We start from the raw sequence: 26726 nt of genomic DNA on the forward strand, positions 1-26726 counted from the left end.
GCGGCCGGTCCGCTGATCGATGCCCACGATCCGGCACGCCTCGGTGTTGCTGTAGCCCTGCTGCATGAGCCGGGAGTATGCCGCCCGCTCCCGGCCCAGCTTCACAGGCCCCTGAGCTGTCCGGTCCTCACGGATCTCGAAGTCCAATGCATCCCCTGAGCTGGGGTGTTGCAACGACTCCTAGAACCCAGGCGCCGCCCCGGCCCTTCTCACTGCCCTGGGTGCTCCGGGCGCTCCGGGTGCCGCACGAAGCGCAGGTCCTGCGGCCGTACGTGCTCGCGCGGCCCCGCCGCGCGCAGTACCACGTCCAGGACACGTACGGGGTCGGCGGCGTACGCGTGGGAGAACCACGCCATGTTGGCCTCCACCACGGCCCAGCGGTGGCCCGGGCGGTAGGGGTCGAGCAGCTGTCCGACGTCCAGGACGACGGCGCTCGGCAGGGTGGGGCCGGCCGCGGCGGCCAGCCGGTCGACGAAGCCGGCGATCTCGGCGGCGGCGGGGTCGCCGTCGAGCGGGCGCGGGTCGAGGCGGCCGAACACCGCGTAGCGGCTGGCCGTGGCGATCCGCCCGTCCAGCAGGAACAGCCGGTACTCGGCAGCGAACGTCACCACCTCGGAGAGCAGCACCGGTGTCGCGGGGTCCAGGCCGGTGGGCAGGCGGGAGCCGTCGGCGTAGACGGCGGCCGGGAAGGACTTGTCCCGCGGCGGCTTGACGAACGCGGGCCGGTCGAGCGCCCACGCGTCCGCGAGGGTCGCCGACCTGACGTCCCGGCCGGTGAACTCCTCCGGCAGCTCGGCGAGCCAGTCGTCCGTCGGTTCGAGCAGCGCGAACCCGAGCCGTTCCGCGAGCCGCTCGCCCGCGACCGGCCCGCCGTACCAGTGCGCCGAACCGGCCGCCGGTCCCGCTTCCGGGCCGCCCGCCTCCTCCGCGGCCAGGACCGGCATCCCCCGGCCGGCCGCCTCGACGGCCAGCAGCTCCATCGTCGACGTCCGCCGCCCCGGCATGACCAGCACCGCGCCCCTCCTCCGCTCCGCGAAACGGCCAGGCTAGCGCCGCCGCGCCCGCGCCCGCAGCCGGGTTTCGGGCAGGACGGGTGCCGGCGGACCGGGACGAGAGACGACCGGGGAAAGTCGGGCCGGAACGTTCACCGGTGTGGGATTCCGCGGCTCGCGCCGACCAGCGGTAGCCGCGCGACCGTTCGGCCGGTGGGGTCGCGTCACGGCAGGACCGTTCCGCCGGTGCGGGCCCCGCCCTGCCCGGAGGCGGGCGGGGCGGGGCCCCGGCACCGGTGACTACCGGGACCGGGCGGCGGGCGTCACTTGAGGGTGGGCAGGTACGGGTAGCAGCCGTAGAGGTCCTTGGTGGCCTCGACCATGACGTCACCGGTCCTCGGGCCGACGACGCCGTCCTGCTGCAGGCTCGCCCACTTCTGGACGGCCCTGATCGCCCCGTCGGTGTCGGGGCCGAACGAGCCGTCCACGTCGATCACGTGGTAACCGGTCTGGTAGTGCAAGGAGTTGGAGATCTGCTGGACGCACTTGACGCTGGCGTACGTGTTGCTCTTGCCGTAACCGACCCACAGCGAGCCGGAGTTGGGCACGGCCTGGGCGGTGCCGCCCATGACGCCGGCGGTGACGAGGGCGGTGGTCGCGAACAGGAACGCGCCGCGCCGCCTGATGGAGGTGTTGCTCAAGGAAACCCCAAGAATTGGAATACGAATGATCGTCAGACTCCGGACTATACGCGTCCCCTACGGGCGGGTTTCCTGGTCGGGGGGCCACGGGCCGTGGGCGGCGACCTGGGCACGCAGGCCGCGCAGGGCCTTGGCGGCGGCGATGCCCACCGCGCCCACGACCCGTCCGTCGCGGACGCAGGCGGCGGCGAAGCGGTGTTCGGCCAAGGTGCCGTCGACGAGTTCGAACTGGTCGGCGGCGCCCGGGCGACCGAAGGCCTGGATCCGCAGGCCGTACTGGTCGGTCCACAGGTACGGGACCGGGGTGTAGGCCTGGCGGGTGCCGTCCGGGCCGGCCAGGAGGTTGCGGGCGGCGTGCAGGGCCTGTTCGGTGGCGTTGGTGCGCTGTTCCAGGCGCCGGTGGCGGCCGGTGTGCGGGTCGGGCCAGGCGGCGGCGTCGCCGGCGGCCCACACGCCGTCACCGGCGGCGCAGTAGGCGTCGCAGAGCACGCCGTCGGCCAGGGCGAGGCCGCTGCCGTCCAGCCAGCCGGTGGCGGGTTCGGAGCCGACGGCCATCAGGACGGTGTCGGTCGCGAGGTCGGTGCCGTCGGCGAGGCGGACGCCGGTGGCGCGGCCGCCGCGCTCGAGGACCCCGGTGGCGGTGCCGACGTGGATCCGCACGCCGTGTTCGCGGTGCAGTCCGGCCAGCAGGGCGGCGGTCTCGGTGCCGAGGACCGCGGCCAGCGGGGCGGGGGTGGAGACCAGCCAGGTGACCTCGGCCCCGAGGGCGACGGCGGTGGCCGCCGCCTCGGCGCCGAGCAGTCCGCCGCCCACCACCAGCAGCCGGCCGCCGGTGCGCAGGTCCTCGCGCAGGGCGAGGGCGTCGGCGAGGGTGCGCAGCACGTGGGCGCCGGCCAGCGGGGCCTCGGCGCCGGGCAGGCGGCGCGGGCGGACCCCGGTGGCGATGACGACGGCGTCGCAGGGCACCTCGTGGCCGTCGGCGAGGCGGACGGTGCGGGCGCGGCGGTCCAGGCCGGCGGCGGCCACCCCCAGGCGCAGGTCGAGCGCGAGCTCGGCCAGCGCGTGGGGTTCGCGCAGGGTGAGGCGTTCGGGCTGCCACTGGCCGGAGAGCAGGTGCTTGGACAGCGGCGGCCGGTCGTACGGTGGCGCGTCCTCGGCGCCGACGAGGGTGAGGCGGCCGTCGTAGCCGGCCCGGCGCAGCGCTTCGGCGGCGTGCAGTCCGGCGGCGCCGGCTCCGACGACGGCGACCTGCCGCAGTGCGGTCACGCCGTCTCCAGGCGGATCGCGGCGGCGGGGCAGACGTCGGCGGCGTCCTTGACGGCCTGGTGGAGGTCCGCGGGCGGGCGGGCGTCGAGCAGGACGACGATGCCGTCCTCGTCGCGCTGGTCGAAGACGTCGGGGGCGGCGAGGACGCAGCTTCCGGCGCCGCAGCACTTGTCCTGGTCGATGGTGACGAGCACGGGTTTTCCCTTCGGGGTGGGCGAACTGGTACGGAGGCTGGGGGTGTTACCAGGTGACGGGCAGTTCGTGGAGGCCGTAGACGAGCATCTCGCCGCGGAAGGGGACGTCCTCGAAGGGGACGGCCAGGCGCAGTCCGGGCAGGCGGCGCAGGACGGTGTCGAGGGCGATCCGGAGTTCCAGGCGGGCGAGGGGCTGGCCGAGGCACTGGTGGGTGCCGAAGCCGAAGGCGAGGTGGCGGCGGGCGTCGCGGGTGAGGTCGAGCTCGTCGCCGCCGGGGAACTGCTCGGCGTCCCGGTTGGCGGTGCTGACCATGCAGATGACGCCTTCGCCGGCCCGGATCCGCACGCCGCCGACCTCGACGTCCTCGGTGGCGACGCGGGTCAGGCCGGAGTGGACGATGGTCAGGTAGCGCAGCAGTTCCTCGACCGCGCCGGGGACGGCCTCGGGGTGGGCGCGCAGGTGGTCGAGCTGGGCGGGGTTGCGCAGCAGGGCGAGGACGGACAGGGCGGTCATGTTCGCGGTGGTCTCGTGCCCGGCGATCAGGAGGAGGCGGCCCATCGCGCCGATCTCCTCGGTGGTGAGCTCGCCGCGCTCCACCAGGCGGCTGAGGATGCCGTCGTCGGGTGCGGTGCGCTTGGTCTCGGTGAGGGCGACGAGGTAGTCGGCCAGGCGCTTCTGGGCGGCGTCGACGTCCTCGGGCGCGGAGTCGCGGCGCAGCAGGACGCGGCTGCACTCCTGGAAGAAGGCGTGGTCCTCGTAGGGGACGCCGAGGAGCAGGCAGATGACGAGGGAGGGCAGGGGCAGGGCGAAGTCGCGCACGAGGTCGGCCTCGGTGCGGCCGGCGGTCATGTCGTCGAGGAGGCGGTCGGCGATGCGCTGGATCTCGGGACGCAGCGCCTCGACCTTCTTGATCATGAATTCGCCGGTGAGCATCCGGCGCTGGTGGGCGTGTTCGGGGTCGTCCATCCGGATGAAGGTGGTCTGCCCGGCGCTCAGCTGGCGGGCGCCGGCGCTGATGAAGGGGAAGCCGGGGCGGGTGGCGTCGGAGCTGAAGCGGGGGTCCGCGAGGACGGCCTTGATGTCGTCATAGCGGGTGAGGAACCAGCTGGGGGTGCCGTCCCACAGGGAGACGCGGCTGATCGGCTCCTCCTGCTGGGCCTGCTGGTAGGCGGGGGGCGGGGCGAAGGGGCAGGCACCGCGGGCGGCGGGGTGGGTGAAGCGGGGGGTGGGTGCGGCCGTGGCCATGGGGGGCTCCCTTCCCGGAGCTTGGTGTGCCGGCGGCTGGGGTCGGCTGCGTGGGGGGGCGGCGGGGTGGTGCAGTCACCCCCGGGTCATTACGTGCCTTAAGCAACTAACTCATCGTCACGCTAACTCGCGGTCCGTGGTGGCGAAAGGCCCCGCCGGGTGGCGAACGAATCTGTCCGAAATCCGGTCAGAGGCCTGCACCGGCGCCGCACGACCGCCACACCACCGCCGCGACCCGCACCGGATCGCTAAGGTTCCTGCATGTCGGACGCCGAAGACCCCGTAGACGAACGGACCACCACCTCGGACCTGGAGGCCGTACTGGCCAGCCTGGCCTACCTCCTGACGCGTTCACAGCAGCACGAACGCCAGATGGCCCGGGCCGGCATCACCGCCGCCCGCTCGGACATCTACCTGCTGCGCGCGCTCGGCGAGGCCGAGGGCGCCAGCCGGGTCACCGACCTCGCCGACCGCCTGATGGTCAAGTCCTCCCACGTCACCCGGCAGATCGACCGCCTCCAGGGCCAGCGGCTGGTGGCCCGCACCCAGGACGCGACGGACCGCCGGGCCCGCCAGGTCGAACTCACCGCCGAGGGACGCGCCGTGCTCGACCGGCTGAAACAGGCCAACATCACCGGACTGGCCGGCGCGCTGGACGGCGTCCCGGACCCGGACGTCGCCGCCACCGTCAGCGTGCTGCGCCACCTGATCGACCGGTACGTGCAGCGGGCGCGCGCCACGATGCTCACCGAGGACGGCCCGCCCGCCCTCCCCGGGCAGGCGGGACCGGACGCGGGCGACGTGCGGGGCTGCTGAGTCCCGGGGCGAGCGGTCCGCCGGGTTCAGGCGCCGAGGAGCACGAGGTAGGCGATGGCGCGGTCCGGGGACAGGGCGAGGTCGACGACGAGGGCGGCCGGCAGCACGAGGTGGGCGTAGAGGGCCCCCGTCGTCGCGCACCGCACCAGGCGGAGCACGGGTCGTCGGGAGCCGGGCGTCACGTCCGGCCGGCGACGTCCGCGCAGGACGCCGAGGCCGAAACCGGCCAGGGCGCCGGCCGAGGCCAGGAACGCGAGGAAGGCCGCCACGACGCGCTGGTCGTGGCCGCGGCCCTCCGGGACGAAGGACAGGAGCCACAGGTCGACCGCCGGCGTGAGGCAGCCGTACAGCCACGCCTGGACGAGATCGCCGTCCGTGACCCGTGCCGCGCGCCGGATCCACCGCATGCCGTCAGGATGCCGCTTCGCGCGGCCGTGCGGCAGTGCGTCCGACGGATGGTCACCGAGCTGCAACCGCAGGCCCGCAGGGGTCAGGACAGGGCGGCGAGCAGCCGCTGCTCCTTCGCAGGCTCGATGCCCTGCCGGACGCGGCCGCGCTTGCGGCCGTCGGGTTCGGTGTCGTCGGCCGGGCCGCGCCCGCGCAGCCACTGCCAGGTGTCGCGGGCGGTCTCGGCGAAGGGGCGGCAGCGCAGGCCGGCCGCCCGGGCGCGGGCGGTGTCGACCTGCCAGGTGCCGGCCGCCTCCGGGACGTCGGGCATCCACAGCGGCAGTTCGCTCCACGGCTGGACGGCGTCCGGGCCCTCGGCGACCAGCGGCGCGTCCGGGACCCAGACGAGCTCGGCGCGCCCCTCCCCCGCCACCTGCGCGCAGGTCTCCAGGAACTGCCCGTAGGTGAGCAGGCCGGGCGGCGCCGTGGTGAGGAACCGGCCGGCCGTGCCCGCCGTCAGGAGGTCCAGTCCGAACACCGCGAAGTCCCGGACGTCGATCAGCTGGACGGGCCGGCCGGGCTCGCCGGGTGCCAGCACCCGCCCGCCGCGGGCCATCCGTTCCAGCCACCACGGCAGGCGGCCGCCCCGCTCGTACGGGCCGATCAGCAGCCCGCTGTTGAGGACCAGGGAGCGCCCGGCACCGAAGTGCTCCTGCACCGCCCGCTCGCAGCCGGCCTTGAGCGCGGCGCTGAACTCCTGCCCGGGCGGGGTGTCGGCGGGGCACGGGTGCAGCGGCGAGGACTCGTCGACCACGCGGGCCGGCCAGTCCTCGAAGGCGTGGACGGAGGAGATCAGCGTGTAGTGGCCGGCGCGCTCGCGCAGCAGCCGGGCGGAGGCCGCCGCCTGGGCGGGCTGCTGGGCCGAGGTGTCGACGACGGCGTCCCAGCGCCGCCCCTCCACCAGGCGCGCGAGGTCCGCGTCCGAGTCGCGGTCGCCGCGCACCGCCTCCACCCCGGGCAGGTCGGCGGCGGAGCGGCCGCGGTTGAACGTGGTCACCTCGTGACCACGGGCGAGGGCTTCGGAGGCGAACGCCCGCCCCAGGAACGACGAACCGCCGAGCACCAGGATCTTCATACCGGCAAGGCTGCCCCGGTCCGGGCCCCGCGCACACCGTTCTTCGCGCTGGGCAGAGGACGGCCCGCCGGGAGTAGTCGCGCCCGGCACCCCGGATCGTTCCGGATTACGGGGCGGCCACCGCCCCACTACCTTGTCGACGCCGTCCGCCCGAGCGGCCGGCCCGGAGCCCAGGGAGCAGCGATGTCGATGACCGTCACCGCCGGCCGGCCGAGCGCCGCCGCGCCCGGCCGGCCGGAACCGCGGCAGCAGGAGTTCGGCCGCCGGCAACTCGACCGGCGGGAGCGCGAGGTGCTGCACGCGGTCGGCTGCGGGCTGCGCGACGACGAGATCGCCGCGCAGCTGGCCGTCCCCGAGGAGGTCGTGGCCGGGCACCTCGCGCGGATCCTGGCCAAGCTCGGGCTGCGGGACCGGGCCGCCGCCATCGTCCACGCCTTCGACTGCGGGCTGGTCTCCCCCGGCAGCGGCCCCCGCACGCGCGCGGCGGGCCCGCTGCCGCGCGGTGGCGGCGCCACCGCCGGGCGGGCGGGCGGGCCGCGGGTGCGGATCTCCGTGCTCGGGCCGCTGCGGGCCTGGCAGGACGGGCGCTGCCTGAACCTGGGGCACCTGCGCCAGCAGGCCGTGCTCGCGGCGCTGGCACTACGCGGCGGACGGACGGTCAGCCGCCAGGAACTCCTCGACGGGGTATGGGGGTTGGAACAGCCCGTCACCAACGTCGTACCGGTCTACGTCTACCGGCTGCGCAAGGCGCTGCGCCTCGGGGAAGGCCCGGACCCGGTGATCGAGCACGACCGGTGCGGCTACCGGCTCGTCCCCGGCGCGGCCGACGTGGACCTGGCGCGCTTGGAGGACCTGGTCGCCGAGGCGAGGAGCGCCCACCGGGCGGGTGACACGGCCGAGGCGGTGCGCCTGTGCACCCGGGCGCTGGACCTCTTCCGCGGCGAGCTCCTGGCCGGCCTGCCCGGCCCGCTCGCCGAGCTGGAGCGGCTGCGGCTCGCCGAGCGCCGGATCGCCGTCGCCCAGCGCAAGTCGGAGTGGCAGCTGCGGCTGGGCCGGTGCTCCGAGGCGGTCGCCGAGCTGTTCGCGCTGTCCGCGGAGCACCCGCTGAACGAACCGGTGGCCGCGATGCTGATGCGCGCGCTGTACCGCGACGGCCGGCAGGCCGACGCGCTGGCCGTGTTCGGCCGCGCCTGCCGGCACCTGGCCGACGACCTGGGCGTCGCGCCGAGCCGGATGCTGCGGCGCACCCACCAGATGATCCTGCACGGGGACGACACCGGTCTCGGTCTCACCACCGTCGTGCGGTGAGACCGAGACCGGGCCGCTTCGGTACGGTCAGGAAGCGAAGGCCCGCTCCAGACGGGGGATCAGGTCCCGCAGGTCCTGTTCCCAGCAGTACCCGTTGTGGCCGCCGTTGCACTGGGTGCCCCAGGCGGAGCCGTCGCCGTAGTCGACGTAGTAGTACGGCATGCCCAGGGCGTCCATGCGGTCCTTGACGTGCTTGGACGCGCCCTCCAGCCAGAACTCCGGCTCGGTGGGCACGCCGCGGCCGTTGCCGACGTAGATGGAGACGCCGACGCCGGCGAGCTTGTCCATGTGCTGCGACGGGTCGGCCTCGTTCCACCGCCAGTCCGCGTTGAACACCGGGTAGGGAGTGCCGAACAGGGCGTCGCTGTCCACGCCGGGCTTGTAGGGGTCGTTGTTCGGGTCGCACGCCCCGGACGACGAGCCGCAGATCACGCCCTGCGCGTCGATGAGGGAGGCGACGACGGCCAGCCGCAGATCCATGGAGTCGACCGACAGGTCGATGTCACCCGACAGCGAGGCGGTCTGGCTGAACAGGTCGGGCCGGTCCTGGGCGTAGTGGAAGGCCCCGAACCCGCCCATGGACACGCCCGCGATCGCCCGGGCCTTCTTGGTGGCGATGGTGCGCAGGTTCGCGTCGATGAACGGGATCACCTGCTTGAGGTGGAAGTTCTCCCAGTTCTGGGCTCCGGCCGGGGTGTTCTGGTTGAGCCAGTTGGCGTACCAGCCGCGGGCGCCGCCGTCCGGGATGACGGTGATCATCGCGTTGGAGGTGGTCAGCGCCGGGTAGTTCTGCTGGATCGGGTCGTCGGGCGAGCCGTGCAGGAAGTACAGCACGGGGTAGCGCCTGGTGGGGTCGTCGTAGTAGCCGCTCGGCAGGATGATCTTGATGTGGTGCTTGCCGGTGACCTCGGGCGTGGTGACGGTGAGGTAGAAGTCGGTGGCCCCGCCCACGGACGCGTCGACCTGGGTCAGGCCGAAGCCGTCCGTCATCCTCGGCGGAGTCCCGGTGCCGGCCGTCTGCGCGGCCTGGGCCGGAACGGCCGTCGTAGCGGTCGCCACGATCCCGACGACGGCGGCCAGCAGGGCCACCACCGTTCGCCAGCGGGTGAGTGTCTTCGTCACGCTGTTCCCCCTCGGGTGTGGTGTCGTGTGCGGCGCGGTCTCAGTCGAGGACCTTGACCTCCAGGACCGGTGAGGCCGCGATCTGGTCCTCGGTGTAGCGTTCCGTCACCCACTGGCCCGCCGAGAACAGCCGGGTCTGGTCGGCGTAGTGCGGCGAGTTGGGGTTGGCGGACTGGGAGTAGGCCAGCACCGAGGCGGACTGCGGCGGCCCGTCGGCGGTGAACCGCGTCTCCTGGATGAAGCTGGAGCCGAAGGTGATGTCCAGCTTGCCGTCGACCGTGCCGGGGGTGACGACGTTCAGCACGCCCAGCTCGTGGATCGATCCGTGGATCGGGATCTGCTCGCCGTTGCGGGTGACCTTCTGGACGTCCCCCAACCGCGCGTCCAGCGCGGTACCGGAGTTGCGCAGCGCGAGGACCGCCCGGGCGAGCGCGTTGCGGACGGCGTCGTTGCCGGGGTCGAGCGAATTGGGCGTGTGCACCGGGTCCTTGGGATCGAACGGCACCCGCCAGGGCAGCTTCTCGATCGCCTGCCCGCCGGTCAGGAGGAACCAGAAGTTCTCGAACAGCCACGAACCCCGGCTGTCCGCCGTGTAGGTGTGGTTCCAGGCGGCCAGCACCGGGCAGGCCTCGCTGATGTTGACCAGGTTGCCGTCCACCAGGACGAGCCCGAAGGGGGTGTTCCGGCACGCGGTCACCGTGGCGTCGAGGGCCAGGTCGGCCGCCCTGCTGCGGTCCGCGAACAGCAGCTGGCGCATGGTCTCCGGGGTGAAGCCGCGGCCCGGCAGGCCGTCGTTGCCGTTGATCCGGTTCTGCGCGGTCAGGATCAGCTCCTGGGTGCGCAGCGAGCGGGGCGCGGCGGTGTCGCCCATCACCCTCGGGAAGGCCAGCGGCTGCTCGGGGTTGGCCAGCCAGGCGCTGTCGTTGGCGTTGCCCACGAAGTCGGAGCGGATCAGGCGCGGCTGCTTGTGCGGGTCCAGCAGGCCCGGCGCGGGCGCGTTCGGGTCGTCGGGCCAGTCGCACGCGCTGCGCTTGCCGTCGAAGATGGAGACCGGCGGCACGTTGGGCAGCCGCAGCGTCTGGTTGAACAGCAGCTGTCCGGTCAGGGTGAGGCAGGACTGGGCGTGCGCGTCGGTGATGTTCGGGGCGGCCTGGATGTCCGCGTAGAGGGCGATGCCCTTGCGGTCGGCGGCGACGGTGTTGAAGAACGGGACGCCCTCGGTGGTCTCCAGGGTGTTCACGACGTCGTTGACGTCCTTGGCCTGGTCGAGGTGGAACCAGGTGTTCAGCGCCCGCAGGTTGTCCATGTTCGCGTCGCGCACCGCGTGGGCGCTCACCACCCAGGGCAGCGGAGTGCCCATCACCGAGGAGGTGATGGGGCCGTAGCGGGTGGACCACAGCGTGCGGGTGACCCGGCCGACGGAGCCGTCCGCGTTCAGCACGTCGACGCCGACCTGCTGGGAGGTCATGGGCTGCCAGGCGCCGTCCACCAGGTAGTTGGTCGGGTGCAGCGGGTCCACCTGCACGTCGAACAGGCCGAACGGGGCGACGGTGGCGACGGTGTGGCTCCAGGCGACGTCGTCGGTGTGCCCGATGTTCACGGCGGGCAGGCCGAGCAGGCTGCCACCGGAGACGTTGACCCGGCCCGGGATGGTCAGCTGGCTCTGCCAGATCCGGTTCTTGCCCTGCCACGGGAAGTGCGGGTTGGCCAGCAGCATGCCGGTGCCGGTGCCCGCGGCCACGCCCTGGGCGCCGACGGCCAGGGCGTTGCTGCCCATGCTGCCCTCTTGGCGGGCGGCGGCCATCGCTTCGCGGATCTTCGCCGCGGTCTCCTCGGACGAGGCCGCCGGTTGCGAGGCCGCCGGGGCCGAGGCACCCGGGGGCACCGCGTTCACCTCGCCGTCCAGCAGCGGGTCGGCGCTGCCCATGATGATCTCGGCGTGCGCGTGCCGGTAGACGTCGAGCTCGGTGATCGGGCGCACCCAGGCCGCGCCGCGGCAGGCCGGGTCGGAGATGTCGTTCACGCCGGTCTCGGCCAGGTACCTGTTGTAGCCCTGGACGTAGCCGCGGATGCCCTCCCGGACCTCCGACTCCGGGCCGTTGGGGGCGGGCTGGTCGAGCAGCCGTTCCACGACCCGGTTGTCGTTGATCCGCTGGAAGTACAGGTCGCTGTTGAGGTTGGTGGTGCTGTTCTGCCGCTCGCCGGGGCTCGCCTTGCCGGCGGGCCCCAGGTAGCGGGAGCGCTGGGCGTTGACCATCAGGTAGGTGTCGGCCAGCGTGCAGATGTTGTCCTTGGCCGCGGCGTACCCGTAACCCTCGCCCAGGCCCTCCCAGTTGGAGGCGATGATGTGCGGGATCCCGTACTCGGTGTAGCGGATCGTCGGCTTGTCCGGTGCCGCGCCGGGTGCGGCGGCGGGCGCCTCGGCGACTGCCATGGTGCTCAGCAGCGCCGCCGCGACCGCGACCGCCACCGGCAGCCGCGTCGTGAATCTCCTCCGTGCCATCGGGCCGTCCTCTCCCCCTGCGATCCGAGTGCTTGTCTGAACGCGGTCACGCTAGGGAGGGGCGATGAAATCCCGATGACGCCCCCGGCCGCCCGGCGGAGTGTGCCGGGCGGCCGGGGGGGGTGTCGCAAGCCTTGCGCGTCGCCTACCAGGAGGCGGGGCGCCAGGCGCCGTTGTACCACTCCTCGTTGGCGCTGTCGTTGTGGTGGTCCATGTCGAAGTCCATGGGGTAGTTGTTGACGTGGTTGGCCGGGTAGGTCCAGATGCCGGCCGACTCGTCGCAGACGTAGTCCCAGTTGCAGATCGTCTTGACGGGCACGTTGCCGAAGAACCGGTCGGCGCCGGCGAGCGGCGGGCCGATGAGGCCGCCGAACGGCACGGCCCCGCCGTTGGCCCCGGGCGGGCCCTGGCGCTTGGGGTCCGCGATCAGGATGGCGTTGACGTTGTCGAAGGTCTGCCAGTTCTCGGTGACCCAGACGTGCACCACGCCGGCCCCCAGGGAGTACCCGGCCATCTTGACGTGCTGGCCGGGACACGCGGCGCGCTGGTCGCGCACCAGCCGGTTCAGCTCGTTGACGCCCGCGCGCGTGCTCGCGCCGTTGGGGATCTGGGTGGGATACCCGACGTGCTGCTGGATGTTGCCGCGGAAGCCGTCGTTGTTCCACGTGCTGCCGGTGCCGCCGACGACGATCGTGTAGGTGCCCTCGCACGGAGCGGTCACGCGCGTCGTGGCCGCCTGGGCCGCGGTCCCCTGGGCCGCCGTCAGCCCGGTGGTCATCAGGAGTCCGGCCGCCGCGGCCGCGATCCTTCGTGCTCGCATTCGATTTCTCCCCACGCAGTGGGCCGACGCGTCCGCTCTCCGGTGCGGTGCGCTGGGCGGTCGGCCGAGGTGTCCGCACGACAGTGACAGCGGGCGATGACATCGCAATGAAGCGCCTGGTCGTTCGCACGGCCCCGGACCGGCCCCGGCTCAGGCGGCGACGAGCTCGCACAGGTCGATGCCGCGGTGCAGGGCGCGCAGGTCGTCGAGCAGGCCGGACGGCGGCACGGCGAGCACGCCGCAGCGCGCCCGGTTGAGGCAGTGGCGGGTGACGGAGCCGGGCAGCAGCCGGCGCAGCCTGCCGCGGGCGCCGCCCTGGCGGCCGGTGCTGACCACCAGCAGATCGCCCGGGCGCTCGGCCAGCCCGGTCAGGACGGGCCCGGCCTGGCCGCGGACCACCATCGGCTCCACCGGCACGCCGATCGGCAGGCCGCCGAAGGCCTCCTCCAGCGCGCGGTCCAGGCGGGTGCGGGCGGCGTCCTCCCACTCGCGCAGCAGCGGCGGGCAGGGCTGCGCACGGTAGTTGCGCTCGCCGCCGACGGGGGTCCAGGCGAGCACCGGCACGAGGACGGCGCCCCGGGCCCGGGCCTCGGCCGCCGCGCGGTGCAGGGCGGTCAGGCTGTGCAGCGAGCCGTTCACTCCGACGATGACGCGTGCGCCGTACGACATGATCCTTCGCTTTCCCGTGTCAATCCCGCTTGATGTCTGCGATTACATTGACACAGTCCCACCGCGGCCTGCAAATGCAAGGTATAAACTGAATCCTTCCTTTCATCTCCCGGTCATGCCCTTCACGCTTCCCGCACCTCCTGGAGCAGCCCCCAGGTGAAGTCCGCGGTGTACGCCCGCACCCGCCCGTCCTGGTCCGGGGCGCCGAAGTCCAGCTGGAAGCGGGTGGGGGCGCTGCCTTCGCGCGGCACGGCGGGCGGGAAGGCGGTGGCGACGTCGCCGACCACGCAGCTCCAGGGCGCGAGGTCGGCCAGGGTGCGCAGCTCGGGCGCCGGGGTGCCGGCGGCGCGCACCAGCCACTCGTTGAGCAGCGGGGCGCCGGCGTCTGCCGGGCCGAGCAGGATCTCGAAGCGCAGGCCGGGCCAGAGCGGCAGCTCCCACTGCCGCGCGGTGCAGGCGAGGTCCCCGATCGGCCGCGCCACGCTCTCCGCGGGCGGTCCGAGGACGGCGGTGTAGCGGGCGGCGCCGCGGGGGAATCCGGGCGCGCGGACCATCGCCTGCCAGCGCTTGTTCGCCTCGCGCATCCCGGCCCGGGTGGCCCCGAGCCGCCGGACCGCGTCCTCGACCAGGTCGGGGTGGTAGTCGGCCATCCTGCGCAGCAGCACCAGCTGGAACTCGGTCGCGCCGAAGCCGTTGATCGCCATGTCCGCAGGCTACGTCGGGCGCCTACTGCCCCGTCCGGCCCGCCGCGTCGCGCTCGGCGAACACCTCGCGGGCGGCCGCGATCCCGTTGAGCGCGGCCGGGAAGCCCGCGTAGACGGCCATCTGGGTGATCGTCTCGACCGCCTCCTGCCGGGTGCCGCCGACGTTGAGCAGACCGTGCAGGTGGACCCGCAGCTGCGGGCCGGCGGTGCCGAGCGCGGTGCAGGCGGCCACGGTGGCCAGTTCACGACTCTTCAGGTCGAGGGCGGGGCGCGCGTAGACGTCGGCGAAGGCGAAGTCGACGATGTGGTCGGCCAGGGCGGGGGCGATGTCCGCGAGCGAGGCGACGACGCGCTCCCCGGCCTCCCCGTCGACCCGCTCCAGGGTGGCGAGCCCGCGCTGGTGCCGCTCGCGCAGCGTCTGCGCGCCGTCGGCCTCGCTGCGGACGGGGGTGAAGTCGAGCCCCGGGCGGGCCGCGAAGGCGGCCTTCGCCACGGCGATGCCGTTGAGCGCCGCCGGGAAGCCGGCGTAGACGGCCACGTGGAGGACCGTCTCGACGATCGCGGACGGCTCGACGCCGACGTTGAGGGCGCCGTCGATGTGGAAGCGCAGCTGCGGGGCCGCGGTGCCGAGCGCGGTGAGGGCGGCGACGTTGACGAGCTGCCGCTGGGGGAGGGTGAGGCCGGGGCGGGCGTACACGTCGCCGTAGCCGAACTCGACGGTCAGGCGGGCGAGGTCCGGGGCGATGTCGGCGAGGCCGTCCAGGACTCCGGCGCCCTCGGGGCCGGCGACCTCGCGCAGGAGGGCCAGCCCGCGGGCGTGGCGGTCGGTGGGCGGGGAGGCGGGAGCGGTCACGGCGGACTCCTCGAGGTAGGCGTAACGAAACGTTTCGTAACGCTCATGAGGCTAGGGCGGTCCCGCACCGGCTGTCAAAACGAAACGTAACGTCACGTCTGGGCTAGACTCCGGGCCATGAGCCGCCAGCCGAACCCCGAACGCCGTAGCGAACGCGCCCGCCGTGCCGTCCTGGACGCCGTCTTCGAGGTGGCCGCGGCCAAGGGGTACGGCAAGACCACCATCGAGGCCATCGCGGCGACCGCGGGCGTCGGCAAGCCGACCATCTACCGCTGGTGGCCCTCCAAGGGCGCGATCGCCCTGGACGCCGTCAACGACCGGATCGGCGACTCGATGGACTTCCCCGACACCGGGGACGTCGCCGCCGACCTCACCGCCCAGCTCACCGCCGTGGCCGCCATGCTCACCGGCGACACCGGCACGCTCTACCGCGGCATCATCGCCGAGGCCCAGAGCGACCCCGCCCTGGCCGCCGCCCTGCGCGCCACCTTCCTGGAACCCCGCATCGAGCGGTGCGTGCGCCGCCTCGACACCGCCGTCGCCGCCGGCCAGCTCCGCGCCGACCTGCCCACCCGCACGATGGTCGACATCCTCTACGCCCCGGCCTACTACCGCGTCCTCCTGGGCGCCGGCCCCGAGGAGACCCTGCGCAGCCCCCTCCTCGTCACACCGGTCCTCGAAGGCCTGCGCCCGGCCTGACGCGCACCCCCGACCAGGGGGCTAGGGTGGCGCAATGGCCCGATTCGTCCTGACCCGCCGCTGCCCGCTGCCGCCGGACGAGTGCTGGGCGCGGCTCACCGCCTGGCCCCGGCACGGGGACCGGGTGCCGTTCACCCGCGTGAGGGCGGTGCGGGGCAGCGGACGGGAGACCGGGGACGTCGTCCTGGCGCGTACCTCCCTGGGACCGCTGCTCTTTGACGACCCGATGGAGATCGTCGCACTGGACGCCCCCGGGGACGGGCGGCCCGGGGCGTGCCGGCTGGAGAAGCGCGGACGCGTGGTGCGCGGCCACGCCGAGCTGCGGGTGCGCGCGGTGGGCGCGGGCAGCGAGGCCGTGTGGGCGGAGGAGCTGCGGATCGCCGGCCTGCCCCGCCTGTTCGACCCGCTGGTGGCCGCCGCCGGGCGGGCCGTGTTCGGGCGGGTGCTGGACCACCTGCTCGCCCCGACCGCGGGGCGGTTCCCGGCGCCCTGACCGGCGGTCCGCGATGAGCGGCGGCCGCTCCGGTGGCGGTCCGCGCGCGTGCCCGTGCGGCGTTGAACCGCTGGGACGACATCCGCCCGGGCCGCCGCGCGGCGGGGTTCCGGCCCGTGACCGGACGTGTAGAAACGGCTGCACCTGGCCGGGCGGCGGGCGATTCGCCGCCGCCCGGACCCCCAAGCCACTCCTCGTTCAAGGAGACCGGGACGCATGCTGAGAATCACCGCCGACGTCTACTCCGGCCGGCCCGACCCCGTCGCGGACATCACCGACGAGGCACAGGCCCGCGCGGCTCTTCGGGAGTTGACGCGGGACCGGACGCTGTTCACCGCCTCCCGGCCCTCCGAACCGCTGACGGGCGGTCTGGGCCTGCGCGGGTTCTGGCTGGAGACCTTCGACGACGGGCTCGCGCGCGACTTCGACGTGGACTCGCGCCTCTACGTCCCGGTGGGGCCGCAGGCACCGGCCGGGCGGGTCGCGGAGGTCGCCGAGCGGCTGATCACCATCGCGGACTGGGGCCGGGCCCCCGACACGTTCGCCGGGACCGCACCGCCGGTCGACGAGTCCTTCCGGGACTTCCTGCTCGGAGAGCTGTCGGGCAGCAGCACGGCCTCCGTGCAGGACGGAACCGAACCCGCCGGCGGCGCGGAGGAGGAACTCCCCGCGGTCACCTGTCAGATCGAACTCGGAGCGTTCAACCCCGGGTTCTGGAACAACGACCCGACCGTCCAGTCCAGCAACAACTGCTACAACTACGCCAGCAACTGGCGCACGAACACCTTCGCGCAGCCCGGTCGCGGCTGCGGCAGCATGTACACGCGGATCGACTGCGCCGAGGTGACCCGCGCGGCGCTGTGCGACGGCATGCACCACCGGTTCGACTGCTTCCCCGACGGCGAGAAGCCGCGCTTCCTCGTCGCCCTGGTCGTCATCCCCGGCGGCGGCGACTTCCACTGGTACCGCAAGCAGAAGGAGGGCTTCTGGGGCCACAAGCCGGGCGGGACGGCGGCCCGCAACTACGACAACAGCGGGAACGTGATCTACGACCCGGAGACCGCCGACCGCGGGCCCTACACGATCTTCTGCGGCTACTTCTACGGCTGCAACAGCCAGCGGCAGAGGATCCGCTGAAAGGCGGTCACGGGTGATCGTCGAGGTGGACCTCTACAGCGGGCGCCCCAACCCCCGGTTCGCCCTGGAGCCCGCCGCGGCCTACGAGTTGGCGCGCCGGATCGAGGCGCTGGCGCCGGCGGGCGGCGACGCGCGGCCGCGCGACGGGCTCGGCTACCGGGGACTGCGGATGCGGACCGGCCCGGACGACGGCGCCACCACCACCGAGATCGTCGTGTCCGGCGGCCTGGTGACCGTGCGCACCCCGGACGGGCCGCCGCGCCGCCTGGAGGACCACGGGCGGGAACTGGAGCGCTGGCTCCTCGACGAGGGCGCCGGGAAGCTGGACCCGGCGGCGCTCGCGACGGCCCGTCAGGACCTCACCCGATAGCGGCGGGGCGGGAATCCGGGAAAATGAGGGCCAAGGACCCTTCCGGATCACCCGCCCCGCCCTTCGGATCAGCCATCAGACGGCCCCGACCATCCGTACAGAGAGGATGGTTGCACCCCCGCGCGAACGCGGCCGGAAATAGCGGGTGGCGATCGTCACACACCCGCGAGGCGCAGTCGCTTTGAGTAATGCGATAGTCTCCGACGGTGATTGGCGCGCTCGCGTCATGTAGCGGCACTCCCCTGACCTGGGAGAAGTCCGCGAAGTAGCCATGGGCACATCGGGTTCAGGCGTGCATGAAGGTCGTCGCGGGTGATGCCGAATCACCTCGCGCGATTTTACGTGCCTTTAATCGCCCGGACCCGCGTTGGAAAGAATAGAGGGTGTCGTGAACAAGACTCGGTTAGAAGCCATCGGGGCCTACCTCCCCACGACGGTGATGAGTACCGGGGAACTCCTCGGCCGCCTGGAGAAGGCGCCGGAGTTCGACCTCGTGAAGATCACCGGGACGACTGAGCGACGGGTGGCGGACGACACCGCGCACGACCCCGAGGACAGCCTGACGATGGCCGTGGCGGCGGCCCGGGACTGTCTGGAACGCTCCCGCCACGCGCCGGACGGCATCGACGCCGTGATCTCCTGCTCCATCAGCCGCATGGCCGACGGCGGGCGCCTGCAGTTCGAGCCCTCCTTCGCGCACCGCATCGCCGAGGAGATCGGCGCGCACGACGCCCTGCGCTTCGACGTCTCCAACGCCTGCGCCGGCATGATGACCGGCGTCCTCCTGCTGGACCGGATGATCCGCGCCGGCACCGTGCGCAACGGCCTGGTGCTGAGCGGGGAGCAGATCACCCCCATCGCCTTCACCGCCGCGCGCGAGATGGAGGACAGCAGGGACCCCCAGTTCGCGTCGATGTCCGTCGGGGACTCCGCCGTCGCGCTGGTGATGGACCGCGCGACCGACGACCGCGACGTGATCCACGACATCGAGCTGATGACGTGTTCGGAGTACTCGCACCTGTGCCTCGGCATGCCCAGCGACGGCACCGGCGGCATGGCCATGTACACCAACAACAAGGAGATGCACGCCGAGGACCGGCTCTCGCTGTGGCCGGCCTTCCACGGGGACAAACTCGCCGAGCAGGGGCGGCGGTTCGCCGACGAGGGCTACGACTTCGTCATCCAGCACCAGGTCGGCACCCGGTTCGTCGACTTCATGAACGCCACCGGCGCGAGCCGCTTCGGCGCGCCCATGCCGCCGTCCCTGTCGGTCGTCGACCGGCTGGCGAACACCGCCACCACCTCGCACTACCTGGTGCTGCACCAGGCGCTCGCCGAGGGCCGCATACCCGGGGGGTCGAAGGTGCTGATGGTGCCCGCGGCCTCGGGTGTCGTGACCGGCTTCCTGTCCGCGACCGTCTCCTCCCTGGAGGTGTGACCCATGGCCACCGTCATAACCTCGGCCGCGCTCGCCCCGGCCGACGGCTCCGGCAGTTCCATCGGCCACGCGGCCGCGGCCGGCCGCGCCTGCCTGGAGCGGGCCGGGCTCGCCCCCGCCGACGTCGACGTCCTCGTCAACGTCGGCGTCTACCGCGACTCCAACATCGTCGAGCCGTCCGTCGCCGCGCTCATCCAGAAGCGCCTCGGCATCAACCTCGACTACCTCCACTCCCCCGACCGGCGGGCCGCGTTCTCCTTCGACCTCATGAACGGCGCCTGCGGCGTGCTCAACGCCGTCCAGGCGGCCGACGCCCTGCTCGCCACCGGCGGCGCCCGCCGGGTCATGGTGGTCTGCGCCGACACCCACCCGTCGACGGACACCTCCCGCGCCGGCACACCCGCCTTCCCGTACGCGAGCACCGGGGCGGCCCTGCTGCTCGAACGCACCGGCGACGGACGCGGCTTCGGCCGGGTGCACCACCGCTCCCTGCCCGGCGGGCACGGGGTCAACGGCTACCTGCCACTGCCCGACGTCGGCGCCGACGGGCGCACCAGCGTCGTCGTGGACCGCGACGACGACGCCCTGGACCGGATGCTGGACCTCGCCGCCGACTCCGTGCGCACCGTCCTGCGCACCGAGGACGGCACCGAGGACGGCACCGGGGACGGCACCGGGGACGCCACGGACGCCGGCCGGGCCCGCCTCGCCCTCGACCGCACCCTGCTCGTCACCTCGCAGCCCTCGCCCGGGTTCGCGGCACGCCTGGCCAAACGCCTGGGCCTCGCCGCCGACGCCGCCGTCACCGTCGAGGGCGTCCACGGCGACCCGCACACCTCCGCGCTCGTGCACGGCTACCTCCAGGCCCTGGACACCGGCCGGCTCGCCGGACACGACCGGGTGCTCTTCCTCGCGGTCGGCGCCGGGCTCACCTCGGCGGCCTCGCTCTACCGCCTGACCGCCCCCGGTGCCGACAACGGCGACGGGGGGACCGTCCGATGACACCCGCACCCTCCCTCCCCCGCGACCAACACGCCTCCCCCGCACAGCTGTTCGCCGACCACGCCGCCCGCACCCCCGGCACGACCGCGCTCGTCCACCCCGACGCGGACCGCACCGAACCGGACGGCCGCGCCGCCTACACCGCCGTCGGCTACGCCGAACTCGCCACCACCGTCGCGGCCTGCGCCGCCGGCCTGGAAGCGCACGGCATCCGCCGCGGCACCCGCACGGCCCTGCTGGTGCCGCCCGGCGGCGACCTGCTGACGCTGGTCCTCGCCATGCTGCACGTGGGCGCCGTACCCGTCGTCGTGGACCCCGGCATGGGCCTGGACCGCATGCTCGACTGCCTGCGGCGCGTCCGCGTGGAGGCCTTCATCGGCGTCCCCAGGGCCCAGGTGCTGCGCCGGCTGCGCCCGCGCGCCTTCGCCGGCGTGCGCAGCTCCGTCACGGTGGGCGGCCCGGACGGCACCGCGCTGCGCCGGCTGATCGCCGCCGGCGCCGGCCGGCCCCCGGTGGCCCCCGCGCCCACCGGCCCGGACGACCTCGCGCTCATCGGCTACACCACCGGCAGTACCGGCCCGGCCAAGCCGGTGGAGGTCACCGTCGGCATGCTGCTCGCGATGGCGCGGGGCAACGAGGAGGCCCACTTCACGGACGGCGAACGGACCACCCTGGTCACCATGCCGCTCATGGGCGTGTTCGACCTGGTGGCCGGGCGCACCGTGGTCGTGCCGAGGATGGACATGGCCCGGGTCGGCGCCGCCGATCCGGCGCCGCTCGCCGACGCCGTCCGGCGCTTCGGCGTGGACGCGATGTTCGCCTCCCCCGCACTGCTGGCCCCGCTCGCCGCCCACCTGGCCGAGACCGGCACCCCGGTGCCCTCGCTGCGCCTGGTCATCTCCGGCGGCGCCCCGGTGAGCCCCGCGCTGCTGGGCGAGCTGCGCGCCGTCCTGCCCGGCGAGGCACGCGTGTTCAGCACCTACGGGGCGACCGAGGCCCTGCCCATGGCGCTGCTGGAGAGCCGCGAGGCCCTGGCCGCAGGGACCGACGGGCCGGCCGCGGGGCCGGCCGCCGGACTGGGCGTCTGCCTGGGCCGCCCGGCACCGGGCATGACGGTGCGCACCGTCGCGATCGGCGACGGCCCGCTGCCCCGCTGGACGCCGGACCTGGCCGTGCCGCCCGGCGAGATGGGCGAGATCGTGGTGAGCGGACGGGCCGTCAGCCCCCGCTACTTCCGCGCGGAGCGGGCCGACGCCGACCACAAGATCCAGGACGGTGACACCCGCTGGCACCGCACCGGTGACGTCGGCTGGATCGACGAGCAGGGCCGGATCTGGTTCTGCGGGCGCAAGAGCCAGCGGGTGCGAACCCCCGAGGGCGACCTGCACACGGTGCGCTGCGAAGGCGTCTTCAACGCCCACCCGCGGGTGCGGCGCACCGCCCTGGTCGGCGTCGGGCCGCGCGGGCGCCGGCGGCCGGTGCTGTGCGTGGAGCTGGCGCCGGGCACCGGCCGGGAGCAGTGGCCGCGCATCGAGGAGGAGTTGCGCGCCCTCGGGGCGGACAACCCGATGACGAAGCCCGTCGCGGACTTCCTGGTGCACCCGGCGTTCCCGGTCGACGTGCGCCACAACGCCAAGATCCGCCGGGAGCTGCTGGCCGGCTGGGCCGAGGACCGGCTCACCGGCAGCCGGCGCCCCACCGCCGCGGACCTGGCGCTGCGCGCGGTGCCGCTGGCCGGCTGGGCGTACCTGGCCGCGTGGCCGCTGCTGCCCTGGGAGCACCCGGTGCTCACCGCGTTGTGGTGGGTGGACGTCTTCCTGAGCGTCGTCGTCCACGCGGCGCAGATACCGGCCGCGCTGCGGGCCGAGCAGGAACGCGCCACCGCCCGCAGGCCGTCGGCCACCGCCGCCCTCACGATGCTCTTCGGGGCGACGTGGTGGCGCCGGGGCCGCGGCGGCGCGAAGGGCGGCGCGTCGTGAAGGTCCTGGTGACGGGCGCGTCCGGATTCCTGGGCAGCCACATCGTCGACGCCTGCCTGCGGGCCGGCGACGAGGTCCGCGTGCTGGTGCGCGAGGGCAGCGATCTCGGCCACCTGCACACCGTGGCGGGCGTCGAGTTCGCCTTCGGCGACCTGCGGGACCAGGCCTCGCTCAGGGCGGCGGTGGACGGCGTCGACGCGGTGCACCACAGCGCCGCCAGGGTCACCGACCGGGGTACCCGGGCCCGGTTCTACGCCGAGAACGTCGACGGCACCCGGCGGCTGATGGCGGCCGCCCGCGACGCCGGGGCCCGGCGGTTCGTCTTCATCGGCAGCCCCAGCGCGCTGATGGGTGTGCGCGACGGTGACCGGCTCGGCATCGACGAGAGCGAGCCCTACCCCCGGCGCTACCTCAACCTGTACTCGGAGACCAAGGCCGCCGCCGAACGCCTCGTCCTGGCCGCCGACCGGCCGGACTTCACCACCGTCGCACTGCGCCCGCGCGCCGTGTGGGGCCCGCGCGACCACTCCGGGTTCATGCCGCGCCTGCTGGCGAAGATGATGGCCGGGCGCCTGCCCGACCTCTCCGGCGGCCGGCCCGTCCTCGCCTCGCTGTGCCACTGCGACAACGCCGCCGAGGCGAGCGTGCGCGCCGCCCGGGCCCCCGGGGTGGGCGGTCGGGCCTACTTCGTCGCGGACCCGGAGCCGGTGGAGGTGTGGAGCACGCTGGCCGCCCTCGCCGAGCGCTTCGGCGGCACGCCCCCGACCCGGCGGGTCCCCCTCGGGCCGCTGCGGGCCGCCGCCTTCGCCGCGGACCTGCTCTGGAAGCTGCCGCCGCTCGCCGAGCACACCTCCCCGCCCCTGTCCCGCTACTCGCTGGCCCTGCTGACCCGGTCCGCCACGTACGACACCTCGGCGGCGCGCCGCGACCTGGGCGCGCCCGTGGTGGACCACGAGACCGGGATGGCCCGGCTGGCCGCCTGGATCGAGGAGATCGGCGGCGTCGACGAGTACACACGGAAGGTCCAGCCTTGATCGCGCACACCACCACCGGGAACGGCTTCCGGCGGCCCGTCTCGCCCACCGAGTGGTCCTACCTCGCCGCCGCCCGGCTCGGCGAGCTGATGGTGATCCAGCTCGTGGTCGAGGGCGACGGGGACCTCGACGCCCGGGCGCTGGCCGGAGCCGTGGCCCGGGCCTCGCGGGCCTGCCCCGGCTCCCGGGTCGTGCGGCGCGGGCGGACGTGGAGCGACGGCGGGGTGCCGGCCGGGGTCGTGGTCGTGGACGCGCCCGCCTTCGACCGCGCCGCGCTGACCGGACTGCCCGAGCTGACCGGCCACCTGGCGCAGGACGGGGACCGTCCGGCCTGCGAGGTGCTGCTCCTCACCGGGGAGCCGTGCACCGTGGTCTTCCGCGCCGCGCACGCGGTGATGGACCTCAAGGGCCTGCGGACCTGGGCCGCCGAGGTCTTCCGCGCCCTGCGGGACGAGCCCGCGCAGGAGGCCGCGGACCCGCTGACCGACCACCGGCTGCTGGCCGCGCTCGGCCGCAGCGGGCGGCGTCCCCGCCTCGGGCTCGACCAGCGCTCGCCGCTGGGCGGACCGGCGGGCCCGGTCGCCGTGTGGCGCCGGCGGACCGTGCCGGGCCGGGCCCCTGCGGCGGCGGCGCGGGTCTCGGCGGCGCTCGCCGGGGCCGTGGGCGCCCCGGCCCGGATCATGGTGCCGGTCGACCTGCGCCGGCACGTGCGGGCCGCGTCCGCCACGGCGAACCTCACCCTGCCCGTGTTCCTCGACGTGCCGCCCGGTCAGGACCCGGACACCGTCCACCGGCGGCTGCTGGACGCCCTCGCCGAGCGGCGGGAGCTGGCCACCGGGACCGAGGCGGCGCTCGCCCGGCTCCCGCTGCCGGCGGCCGCCGCCCTCGTCCGCGCCTCCAGGGCCGCGGAACTGGCCCGGCACCGCCACCTCGCCTCGGCGATCGTCTCGCACGCCGGCCGGCTGGACCCCGCGGAGTTCAGCACCGACGCCTTCACCGCGACGACCGCCTACGCGCTGCCCGTCCACGCACCCCTGGTGCCGTTCAGCGTCGTGCTGCTCGAACTGCCCGGCCACACCGAGCTGGTGGTCTCCGCCCGGGGAGCCGCGGACGTGGGCGAGCGCTGCGACGCGCTGATCGACCGCATCGCCGAGGCGCTCACGACCGACGAACCAGCGGTCTTTCCGGGGGAGTTGCAGCGGAGCGCCGCCGAACGGCTCCTCGCCCCGGGCCCCGAGGGGCTACCGCCGCTGGACACCACGGTCGTCCAGCTGTTCCGCGCGCAGGCCGCCCGCTCCCCGCAGGCCCCCGCGGTGACCGGCGACGCCGCGCACTGGTCGTACGACGAGCTCGACCGGCGCTCGGACGCCGTCTGCGCCGCACTGCTCGCGAGGGGCGTGCGGCGCGGCGAGGTCGTCGGGGTCCTCGCCGACCGCACGGCGTACGGGCTCGCGGGCGTGTGGGGCGTCCTCAAGGCGGGCGCGGCGTTCCTGCCCGTCGACGTCCGCAATCCGGCACGCCGCGTCGCGGAGCTGCTGGACGACGCGCGGGCCCGGTTCTGCCTCGCGGAGGCGGCCTGGACGGCTCTGGCCGAGGACTTCGACGGAACGTCGCTTCCCTTGGAGAGGACGGCGGACGGCATGCCCGACGAGCAGGAGCGCGAGGCGGTCGCCGCCGCCGCGCCGGGCCCGGACGACCTCGCCTACGTCATCTACACCTCCGGCTCCACCGGCCGGCCCAAGGGTGTGCAGGTCGAGCACCGGAGCCTGGTCAACGCCGTCGGCTGGCTGGCCCCGCTCATGCGCTGCGACGAACGCACCCGCGCCGCGTACTCCTTCTCGCCCGGCTTCGACCTGTCCCTGATGCAGATCTTCCCGCCGCTGCTGCACGGCGGCGCGGTCGTGCCGGTGCCCGGCGAGCTCGACCACCTCAAGCTCCGCGACATGTACGCGGGCCGGCTCGCCAACACCCTGTCGCTCACCCCGACCCACCTGGGCCTCGCGGCCCGCCTGGGCATCCGCCCGGCGGGCATCCGCGCGCTGCAGCTCGGCGGGGAGAACCTCACCGCGGCCACCGCCCGGCGGGCGCGCGAGGACTTCGGCCCGGACTGCCTCATCGTCAACGCCTACGGCCCCACCGAGGCCACGCTCGCCTGCACCGTCGCCGTCGTCGAGGACGGCATCACCCGCGGATCGGCGCCGATCGGCGTCCCCGTGCACCGCACCGGCGTGAGCGTGCTGGACGACCGGCGGCGCGAAGTCCCGGACGGCCGGCCCGGCGAGCTGTACGTCACCGGCGCACAGCTCGCGCGCGGCTACCTCGGCCGCCCCGACCTCACCGCCGAACGGTTCGTCCTCCTCCCGGACGGCCGCCGCGCCTACCGGACCGGCGACCTCGTGCTGCGCCTGCCCGACGGGCAGCTGGAGTACGCGGGCCGTGTCGACGACCAGGTGAAGATCCGCGGCCACCGGGTGGAACCGGCCGAGGTCGAGACGGCGCTGACCGGACTGGCGGGCATCGCCCAGGCCGCCGTGGTCGCCCGTGGCCGGACCGAGGACGTGCGGGCCCTGTGCGCGTTCGTCGTCCTCGCCCGGGGCGTCACCGCCGCCTCGTTCGACGAGGCCGCCGTCCGGGCCGAGCTGGCCCGGACGCTGCCGCCGCACCTGGTGCCCACGGTGGTGCGCGTCCTGCCCGCGCTTCCGGAGACCGCCAGCGGCAAGACCGACCGCAAGGCGCTGCCGGACCCCTTCGGCGCCGCCACTGCACCGGAAGGGCCGGAAGGGCCGGGCGAGGACCGGCGCGTGGCGGCCGCGACCGCGCGGATCTGGTCGCGCGTCCTGCGCTGCGAGGCCGCGACCCTCGACGACTCGTCCGACTTCCACGCGCTGGGCGGGGATTCGCTCGCCGTGCTGGAGATGTTGTCGGCCCTCGGCGAGGAACTGCTCGGCGGGCACCTGCCCGGCGGCTCGGCCGAACGGCGGCTGCTGGACCGGCTCGGACCGCTCAGTGGCGGGCTCACCCTGGGCCGGGTCGTCACCGCCGTCGACGCCGTACGGAGCGAGGCATGATCTTCGTCGGCGAGGGCGCGCTGCTGTGGCGTGCCGTACGGCACGCCCTGGACAGCGGGCTGCCGGTGGACCTGGTCTGCGGCCCGGCCGCGGACGGCGGCGCGGCACCGCTCGGCGTGCGCCACCTCGCCGCCGCGGACGTCAACGCGGTCGCGGGCGAGCTGGCGGCGGCCTGCACGGACGGACTGGTCTGGTCGGTCAACAACCGGATGATCTTCCGTGCCCCGGTGCTGTCCACCGGCCTGCGCATCCTCAACGTCCACCACGGCCCCCTCCCGGCCTACCGCGGGATGCCCGAAGTCGCCCTGGTGTACGCCATGCTGGGCGGCGAGGCGGAGTTCGCCGCCACGCTCCACCGCGTCGACGAGGGCATCGACACCGGTCCCGTCCTGGCCCGCGAGCCCTACCCGATCGGCGCCGAGGAGCCGTACCACGTGGTGATGCGCCGGGGCCTGCAGGTCTGTCACCGGCTCTTCGAGCGGTGCCTGCCGCTCGCGGCGGCCGACCCCGACTGGCCCGGCGACCCGGGTGTCCCCACCGGGGCGGGGGCCGGCGGCTACTACGGCCGCACGGCGCTGGCCCGCCTCCCCCGCTACCGCGGGCACCCGGGGTTCGCCCGCGCCACCGACCTGGGCTTCCTCGCCGGCTACCTCCCCGAACTCGCCGGGACCCTGGAGTGACGGCCGGGCGGGGTGCCGGCCCCACGCGGACACGCTCGTGCATCGGCATCCTCCCGGGCCCGAGGACCGAAAGCTGTCACCGCCAGTCCGGCGGCCTTGGCGATGTCGAC

At 74.4% G+C, this 26726-nt stretch carries 25 protein-coding genes and 1 pseudogene; 12 read left to right on the forward strand and 14 right to left on the reverse strand.

Features of this window, described 5'->3' with window-relative positions:
- The 6 genes and pseudogenes from AB0C76_RS33680 to AB0C76_RS33705 form a co-directional block, all read right to left on the reverse strand.
- Positions 1-147, reverse strand: a pseudogene (locus AB0C76_RS33680) (IS30 family transposase); the annotation flags it as partial.
- A gap of 62 nt (positions 148-209) precedes the next feature.
- Positions 210-980, reverse strand: coding sequence for an ATP-grasp domain-containing protein (locus AB0C76_RS33685; protein ID WP_359973025.1), 771 nt, complete (start codon positions 978-980; stop codon positions 210-212).
- A gap of 335 nt (positions 981-1315) precedes the next feature.
- Positions 1316-1693, reverse strand: a complete 378-nt coding sequence (locus AB0C76_RS33690) for a peptidoglycan-binding domain-containing protein (protein WP_359972938.1) — start codon at positions 1691-1693, stop codon at positions 1316-1318.
- 57 nt (positions 1694-1750) lie between these two features.
- Positions 1751-2959, reverse strand: coding sequence for an FAD-dependent oxidoreductase (locus tag AB0C76_RS33695; protein ID WP_359972941.1), 1209 nt, complete (start codon positions 2957-2959; stop codon positions 1751-1753).
- Positions 2956-3153 carry a ferredoxin gene (locus AB0C76_RS33700; RefSeq protein ID WP_359972943.1) on the reverse strand — a complete coding sequence of 66 codons (198 nt, stop codon included), beginning with the start codon at positions 3151-3153 and terminating at the stop codon, positions 2956-2958. The genes AB0C76_RS33695 and AB0C76_RS33700 overlap by 4 nt, the downstream gene beginning before the upstream one ends.
- A 46-nt stretch (positions 3154-3199) precedes the next feature.
- Entirely contained in the window at positions 3200-4399 is a 1200-nt protein-coding gene (locus AB0C76_RS33705) for a cytochrome P450 (protein ID WP_359972946.1), read from the reverse strand.
- A 261-nt stretch (positions 4400-4660) separates the two neighbouring features.
- Here AB0C76_RS33705 and AB0C76_RS33710 point away from each other — a divergent pair, with 261 nt between their 5' ends.
- Entirely contained in the window at positions 4661-5215 is a 555-nt protein-coding gene (locus tag AB0C76_RS33710) for a MarR family transcriptional regulator (protein ID WP_359972948.1), read from the forward strand.
- 26 nt (positions 5216-5241) lie between these two features.
- Here AB0C76_RS33710 and AB0C76_RS33715 read toward each other — a convergent pair whose 3' ends face one another.
- Both AB0C76_RS33715 and AB0C76_RS33720 read right to left on the reverse strand, forming a co-directional pair.
- Positions 5242-5622: a hypothetical protein gene (locus AB0C76_RS33715; RefSeq protein WP_359972951.1), complete on the reverse strand. Its 381-nt coding sequence runs from the start codon at positions 5620-5622 to the stop codon at positions 5242-5244.
- Positions 5623-5705: 83 nt separating this feature from the next.
- Positions 5706-6737: an NAD-dependent epimerase/dehydratase family protein gene (locus AB0C76_RS33720; RefSeq protein ID WP_359972953.1), complete on the reverse strand. Its 1032-nt coding sequence runs from the start codon at positions 6735-6737 to the stop codon at positions 5706-5708.
- A 183-nt stretch (positions 6738-6920) separates the two neighbouring features.
- On the opposite strand from AB0C76_RS33720, the gene AB0C76_RS33725 reads away from it, so the two are divergent.
- Positions 6921-8045: a BTAD domain-containing putative transcriptional regulator gene (locus AB0C76_RS33725; RefSeq protein WP_359972955.1), complete on the forward strand. Its 1125-nt coding sequence runs from the start codon at positions 6921-6923 to the stop codon at positions 8043-8045.
- Positions 8046-8072: 27 nt separating this feature from the next.
- On the opposite strand, the gene AB0C76_RS33730 is transcribed toward AB0C76_RS33725, so the two are convergent.
- The 6 genes from AB0C76_RS33730 to AB0C76_RS33755 form a co-directional block, all read right to left on the reverse strand.
- Complete coding sequence (locus tag AB0C76_RS33730) at positions 8073-9128, reverse strand: alpha/beta hydrolase-fold protein (RefSeq protein WP_359973027.1); 1056 nt, start codon at positions 9126-9128, stop codon at positions 8073-8075.
- Between the two features lie 79 nt (positions 9129-9207).
- Positions 9208-11670 (reverse strand): penicillin acylase family protein, encoded by a 2463-nt coding sequence (locus AB0C76_RS33735; RefSeq protein ID WP_359972957.1) that lies wholly within the window; start codon positions 11668-11670, stop codon positions 9208-9210.
- A 145-nt stretch (positions 11671-11815) separates the two neighbouring features.
- The gene (locus tag AB0C76_RS33740) at positions 11816-12490 is read right to left on the reverse strand and encodes a cutinase family protein (RefSeq protein ID WP_359972959.1); all 675 of its coding nucleotides are present in this window, start codon (positions 12488-12490) and stop codon (positions 11816-11818) included.
- A 150-nt stretch (positions 12491-12640) separates the two neighbouring features.
- Complete coding sequence (locus tag AB0C76_RS33745) at positions 12641-13159, reverse strand: universal stress protein (protein WP_359972961.1); 519 nt, start codon at positions 13157-13159, stop codon at positions 12641-12643.
- Between the two features lie 122 nt (positions 13160-13281).
- Entirely contained in the window at positions 13282-13863 is a 582-nt protein-coding gene (locus AB0C76_RS33750; protein WP_359972963.1) for a hypothetical protein, read from the reverse strand.
- 22 nt (positions 13864-13885) lie between these two features.
- On the reverse strand, positions 13886-14716 hold the full coding sequence (locus tag AB0C76_RS33755) for a carboxymuconolactone decarboxylase family protein (RefSeq protein ID WP_359972965.1): 831 nt from the start codon (positions 14714-14716) through the stop codon (positions 13886-13888).
- 117 nt (positions 14717-14833) lie between these two features.
- Here AB0C76_RS33755 and AB0C76_RS33760 point away from each other — a divergent pair, with 117 nt between their 5' ends.
- The 10 genes from AB0C76_RS33760 to AB0C76_RS33805 all read left to right on the forward strand — a co-directional run bounded on the left by AB0C76_RS33760 (position 14834) and on the right by AB0C76_RS33805 (position 26616).
- Positions 14834-15415 carry a TetR/AcrR family transcriptional regulator gene (locus AB0C76_RS33760; RefSeq protein WP_359972968.1) on the forward strand — a complete coding sequence of 194 codons (582 nt, stop codon included), beginning with the start codon at positions 14834-14836 and terminating at the stop codon, positions 15413-15415.
- A 34-nt stretch (positions 15416-15449) separates the two neighbouring features.
- Positions 15450-15908, forward strand: a complete 459-nt coding sequence (locus AB0C76_RS33765) for an SRPBCC family protein (protein ID WP_359972970.1) — start codon at positions 15450-15452, stop codon at positions 15906-15908.
- A 216-nt stretch (positions 15909-16124) separates the two neighbouring features.
- Positions 16125-17045 carry a hypothetical protein gene (locus AB0C76_RS33770; RefSeq protein ID WP_359972972.1) on the forward strand — a complete coding sequence of 307 codons (921 nt, stop codon included), beginning with the start codon at positions 16125-16127 and terminating at the stop codon, positions 17043-17045.
- Between the two features lie 13 nt (positions 17046-17058).
- Positions 17059-17415, forward strand: coding sequence for a hypothetical protein (locus AB0C76_RS33775; protein ID WP_359972974.1), 357 nt, complete (start codon positions 17059-17061; stop codon positions 17413-17415).
- Between the two features lie 388 nt (positions 17416-17803).
- Positions 17804-18853, forward strand: a complete 1050-nt coding sequence (locus AB0C76_RS33780) for a 3-oxoacyl-[acyl-carrier-protein] synthase III C-terminal domain-containing protein (RefSeq protein WP_359972976.1) — start codon at positions 17804-17806, stop codon at positions 18851-18853.
- A 3-nt stretch (positions 18854-18856) separates the two neighbouring features.
- The gene (locus tag AB0C76_RS33785) at positions 18857-19855 is read left to right on the forward strand and encodes a hypothetical protein (RefSeq protein ID WP_359972978.1); all 999 of its coding nucleotides are present in this window, start codon (positions 18857-18859) and stop codon (positions 19853-19855) included.
- Positions 19852-21834 (forward strand): fatty acid CoA ligase family protein, encoded by a 1983-nt coding sequence (locus AB0C76_RS33790; RefSeq protein WP_359972980.1) that lies wholly within the window; start codon positions 19852-19854, stop codon positions 21832-21834. Before AB0C76_RS33785 ends, AB0C76_RS33790 begins: the two co-directional genes overlap by 4 nt.
- The gene (locus AB0C76_RS33795; RefSeq protein WP_359972982.1) at positions 21831-22868 is read left to right on the forward strand and encodes an NAD-dependent epimerase/dehydratase family protein; all 1038 of its coding nucleotides are present in this window, start codon (positions 21831-21833) and stop codon (positions 22866-22868) included. The genes AB0C76_RS33790 and AB0C76_RS33795 overlap by 4 nt, the downstream gene beginning before the upstream one ends.
- Positions 22865-25936 carry a non-ribosomal peptide synthetase gene (locus AB0C76_RS33800; protein ID WP_359972984.1) on the forward strand — a complete coding sequence of 1024 codons (3072 nt, stop codon included), beginning with the start codon at positions 22865-22867 and terminating at the stop codon, positions 25934-25936. Before AB0C76_RS33795 ends, AB0C76_RS33800 begins: the two co-directional genes overlap by 4 nt.
- A complete protein-coding gene (locus AB0C76_RS33805) occupies positions 25933-26616 on the forward strand; it encodes a formyltransferase family protein (RefSeq protein ID WP_359972986.1) in 684 nt (227 codons plus the stop codon). The genes AB0C76_RS33800 and AB0C76_RS33805 overlap by 4 nt, the downstream gene beginning before the upstream one ends.
- Positions 26617-26726: the final 110 nt, after the last annotated feature.

The organism is Kitasatospora sp. NPDC048722, from assembly GCF_040650235.1.
In the GTDB taxonomy this organism is placed as follows: domain Bacteria; phylum Actinomycetota; class Actinomycetes; order Streptomycetales; family Streptomycetaceae; genus Kitasatospora.